This is a genomic window from Rothia sp. HMSC061C12 (assembly GCF_001815755.1).
GTDB lineage: Bacteria > Actinomycetota > Actinomycetes > Actinomycetales > Micrococcaceae > Rothia > Rothia mucilaginosa.
Genome location: NZ_KV821849.1, coordinates 1 through 4,358, shown reverse-complemented (window position 1 = coordinate 4,358; position 4,358 = coordinate 1). Strand labels below are relative to the sequence as shown.

General features: G+C 48.3%; 3 protein-coding genes and 1 pseudogene. 2 read left to right on the top strand and 2 right to left on the bottom strand.

Annotated elements, in window-relative coordinates:
• Positions 1–102 precede the first annotated feature (102 nt).
• Positions 103–627 (bottom strand): annotated as a pseudogene (locus HMPREF3055_RS03115) (DUF3427 domain-containing protein); the annotation flags it as partial.
• Between the two features lie 121 nt (positions 628–748).
• On the opposite strand from HMPREF3055_RS03115, the gene HMPREF3055_RS03110 reads away from it, so the two are divergent.
• Both HMPREF3055_RS03110 and HMPREF3055_RS03105 read left to right on the top strand, forming a co-directional pair.
• A complete protein-coding gene (locus HMPREF3055_RS03110; protein ID WP_070689830.1) occupies positions 749–1,672 on the top strand; it encodes a HaeIII family restriction endonuclease in 924 nt (307 codons plus the stop codon).
• Positions 1,673–1,841: 169 nt separating this feature from the next.
• Positions 1,842–3,008 carry a DNA cytosine methyltransferase gene (locus HMPREF3055_RS03105; RefSeq protein WP_204370942.1) on the top strand — a complete coding sequence of 389 codons (1,167 nt, stop codon included), beginning with the start codon at positions 1,842–1,844 and terminating at the stop codon, positions 3,006–3,008.
• 82 nt (positions 3,009–3,090) lie between these two features.
• Here the strand turns inward: HMPREF3055_RS03105 and HMPREF3055_RS03100 are convergent, their stop codons facing one another.
• On the bottom strand, positions 3,091–4,080 hold the full coding sequence (locus tag HMPREF3055_RS03100) for an HNH endonuclease (protein ID WP_246823621.1): 990 nt from the start codon (positions 4,078–4,080) through the stop codon (positions 3,091–3,093).
• Between the last annotated feature and the right edge of the window lie 278 nt (positions 4,081–4,358).

Below are 4,358 nucleotides of genomic sequence, written 5' to 3'. Positions count from 1 at the left end.
GACACTAACCTATGGCACAATTTTTCGGCACGGCACGGTAAAACAAAAACGGCCCCGGACGCACACATGCATCCGGGGCCGCCTGCTGCGGTTATTTACGACCTACGAGGCAATCTTCGCGATCTGGAACATGGACGCCGGCATCGGCCGGTCCAACGACCAGCGAATATGCATCGGCTTGGAACCCTCGTGAGAAATGTATTTCACGGTGCCCAGGCACATGTAAGGTTCGGGACCGAGCGCATTCTCCCTGTGCTGGCGGGCGAAGAGCACGATGCGTCGACCTCGCTCCTCGTGGTGTTGGAAGAGCTGACCCGTCGGACTTTCGGGGGTTGTCGCGCTCTGCGAATCCCACGCGAACTCGTCAGTGCTGATGGCGTAGTCCTTGTACATGGTGGCCGGGGAGAAGTGCTTCTCAGACTTTTCCAACGTCACCAGTAGTGCGGTGGTGTTCGTCGGGTCGAAAGGTACAACACCGTTGACCACGCCGCCGGGTACCTTGAAGTTCTCCTCCTGGCCGCCCAGTCCGGCGAATAGTTCCTCGCGGGAGTAGAGGGCGTGAGTGCGCAGGGGAATATCTTCGCCCTCAAAGAGCGGCAGGGTGGAGGTGGTATCCGTACCGGCGCTGAGAAGTTTTGGGCACTAGAGAGGCCTCGCGTCTTATGAAGATGCGAAAAAGATGTTTGATTTACAAGAAGAGCATGTGAGAAGATTTTGTATGTTCGTACTCAATGCAAAGGAGCTAGGTATGTCTGGCAAATCTGCTTCTCATGGAAAGGCATTTGAAAATGCCTTCATGCAGGTCATGATGAATAAAATAATTGCGGCTGGTGGTCACGCTGAACTCGTAGAGAATAATGCAACTCATACAGCAAAAAAGTTCTACGATGAGCATGATCCCTCTATTCAAGAAGATTATAAAAACAGGGCACAATTCGGTGTAGATTTGATTTTGAGTCGTGAGGCGCACATTCTTGAATATGGTGCGAAAAATCATTTGTATCTTCAAAGTGACGATAAAGCTCGAGATTCTGCAGATGTGCGGGATCTTATTATTGAATCTTCTGGGAAATCTGGAGAGAAAGTCGTGGGGGTATCGCTAAAAATAAACAATGACGCTGCGCGACATCCACGGCTTTCACCAAGGATCGATTTTGGAGATAAATGGTATGGAGTCCCGGTTTCTGCTGAGTACAAAAAGGAAACTGGTCCTATTTTTGATTTATTGAAAAAGAACAAGGGTATTAAATGGGATGAATCTTCAATTGATAAAGAAAATTCTATCTATATTCCCTTACTAAAGGCTTTTCGAAGTGAGATTATGCGTGCATATAATAGGCATGGTGAGGAAATTGTATCTAAGTTACTAAAGTATATTGTTGGCGCCCAGGATTTCTATAAATTTATTTCAATGAAGAATAAATATATTATGGAGCGGTATGTGCTAGATGGTGAAATGCCTGACAGTGTTAAAATGCCAACTAAATTAATTGATTTCAATCTCAAAAAAGATAAATCGGGGATAGTGAATACCCTTATTATGGTTTTTGATAATGATTGGATATTGAGTTTTAGAATCCATAATGCATCTTCAAAGGTTGAAGTAAGCATGAAGTTTGATGTGCGCATTATTGGAAAGCCAGTAGGAATCACTATTGAAGGAAAGCAATAAGCTGAGACTGGCCTTTTCCTAATAAGTGCGCTATACTAGCCTCAGGCCATACAAATGTTTGGCCTGAGGCTAGAGATTTAGGGAGTTCGAGATTATGCCAAGAAGCATGTCGCCTCAGTTTCGTTCATCTTTGACGTATGCACCTCATGAAGTGCAAGAGGTCCTTGAGATGAAGATCAAAGAGGAAGAAGCGGAAGTCGAGAAGCACTCCACACCTGTAACGCGTAAGCTTGAGGAGGATATGCTTGCCAGAATTTCAGGACGCGCAAATACAGTGAAAGTTGCTTCATTGTTCAGCGGCGCTGGGGGTTTGGACCTTGGTGTTAAATTGGCAGCCGTTGCTTGCAAGTATGGTTCCGATCAAGCGTACGAACTACTTAAGGATAAGAAAAAGTTCGAAGAAGCTGCAGATAATATTGATTTTATTTATTCAAATGACCTATTTATCGCCGCTAATGAAAGTTATGTCGAGAACTTTGGGAAATCTGTAGTTAAGGACTCTCGTGACATTCGTAAAGTAGTTCATTTTCCTGAAAGTGACTTGATGCTCGGCGGCTTCCCTTGCCCTGGGTTCAGCGTTGCGGGCCCGAGGCTCCTGGATGACCCGCGAAATTTCTTATACATCCACTATATCCGAGCCTTGATCCATTCAAAGCCTGCATTCTTTATTGCTGAGAATGTTAAGGGATTGATGACCATGGCAAATGGACAGGTCCTTAAACAGATTACTGAGGATTTTTCGGCAGCAGGATATCAGGTTGTAGCTCATCTTGTGAACGCTCGAGACTACGGTGTTCCCCAAATTAGAGAGCGAGTATTTATCATCGGTACTCGAAATGATATTGTGGAAAAATATGGCTATAAATACGAACTCCCTGAGCCTACGCATGGTCCAGGTAGGAATTTCCCTTATGTGACTCTACGCGAAGCTATCGGTGACTTGCCCGTAGATGCTGAAGATGTCTTTGATAGTAGCTACAGCTCTATGTATATGTCTCGAAATCGAAAGAAGAATTGGGAAGAGCAATCATTTACGATTCAGGCTTCTGGTCGTCAGGCCCCCCAGTATCCCGGTGGTGAACCAATGAAAAAACTGGGTAAAGATGAGTGGAAATTCCAAGGTGACATAAACCGTCGTATGTCTGTTCGAGAATGTGCTCGGGTTCAAACATTTCCTGATTGGTATTATTTTTCTAAGGGTAATAAGAATACAGCAATAAATAACCAGCTAAATGAACAGTATAAGCAGATTGGTAATGCAGTTCCTGTTTTTCTAGCAGAAAAGATATCACGACCGATCCTGCAATTTATGTACGACAATGAGTTGTACAGCTAAATAAACTGTATGAAGGAGGTGCAGTAGCCCGAAAGCTACCGCACCTCCTTTTGCACGCCCGGCAGCCTAAGCCAGAGCAGGGCTAAACCAGCGCCTCATCAAGCCAGCTCAGACCCGAGCGGTGCTCATCCAGAAGCTCCAGAGCTCGGTTAGGCAACTCAACCTTCAGGCGGGCACCCGCCAACGACTGATACTGCGTATTTCCCAAACCGGGGTGCAGAAGAAGAGTCCGCGAAGAACTCACACCCACCAGCTCGCTGTCGAAAAGCCTATGCAGATCCTTGCGTAGAAGCAGACCCTCATCCACGCGATGCTCACCCTCGCGTGCATAGCTGTACAGGTGCGCCGCATCCAGCGCCGCCGTATGGCAAGCACCCGTAAACGCACACATGTTTCCGAAGCGGTTCAACAGCTGCTGGCGGAACTGCGGCTGACCTTTGCGAGCCCTGACCGTGCGCATCGTAAAACCGCCACGAGGATTCACGGGTGCCCCGTGAGCATCCCCCAGAGGAAGCAGGTGAATGCCCGAAGTATTCAGGCTTTCAAGCCAGTCAAGGACTTTAGCCGTATCGAGGGCAACAATGCTGTTCTGCCGGTTATATTTGCCCGGTGCACAAAGCCCTTCAAAAGAATCTTTGTTCAACGCACCGATGAGTTCAGTCCAGGTATCGCCGTAGTAGGCGACGAACCGCTGAACCCTCTTTATTTCTTGGGGTGGATTCTTGTGTAGCCGTTGAAGGGGTTTCAGACCATCGGGACGCAGGCAGCGTCCGTCGCATCGCCACATTCCGTCAGACCTGAGTATCATACGGCTGTTACCGCATCGGGGGCAGACAGTCAGGATTTTATTCTCATCCGTGACCTCAATCTTGCGGACAACTGCGCTCCCAAGAAGAATCGAATTATCTCGAATCAGCACGAAGTCACCCTCTCGGATGTCTTGTCCGTTAGGCACCCTCGAGTCGTAAACGTAACGAAATTCCAGGGCGTCATCGTAGATTTTGCCGCTGGCGGCGCTGCGGTTCTCTTCGTCGGGAACGGAGCGCAGGAGCCATGCCTGGGGGAGCCGCATGTCAGTTGAAGCATGCTTGCTGGGGAGGCTGAGGGTCGTCACTACGGACGGGAGAACGAGATCCGGCAGTGAGGGTGTTGAGTTGTTGTCCATAGCAGCAGCCTAGCAGCCCGGGCGGTTTGCCGCTGCTTGGGTGGTCACCGGCTCACGGGGTAGGGGTGGTGGAATCCTGTAATTACAAAAATTCCGGCGACTCCTGCATACACCCCTCCTTGAAAAGCCACATGTGTTTCGAGAAGCCACTTAACATGTTGCTTTTCGAAACACATGTGGCTTCT

Coding starts and splice junctions, on each gene's coding strand:
- HMPREF3055_RS03110 (WP_070689830.1), top strand. CDS start 749: ATGTCTGGCAAATCTGCTTCTCATGGAAAGGCATTTGAAAATGCCTTC.
- HMPREF3055_RS03105 (WP_204370942.1), top strand. CDS start 1,842: ATGAAGATCAAAGAGGAAGAAGCGGAAGTCGAGAAGCACTCCACACCT.
- HMPREF3055_RS03100 (WP_246823621.1), bottom strand. CDS start 4,080: ATGCGGCTCCCCCAGGCATGGCTCCTGCGCTCCGTTCCCGACGAAGAG.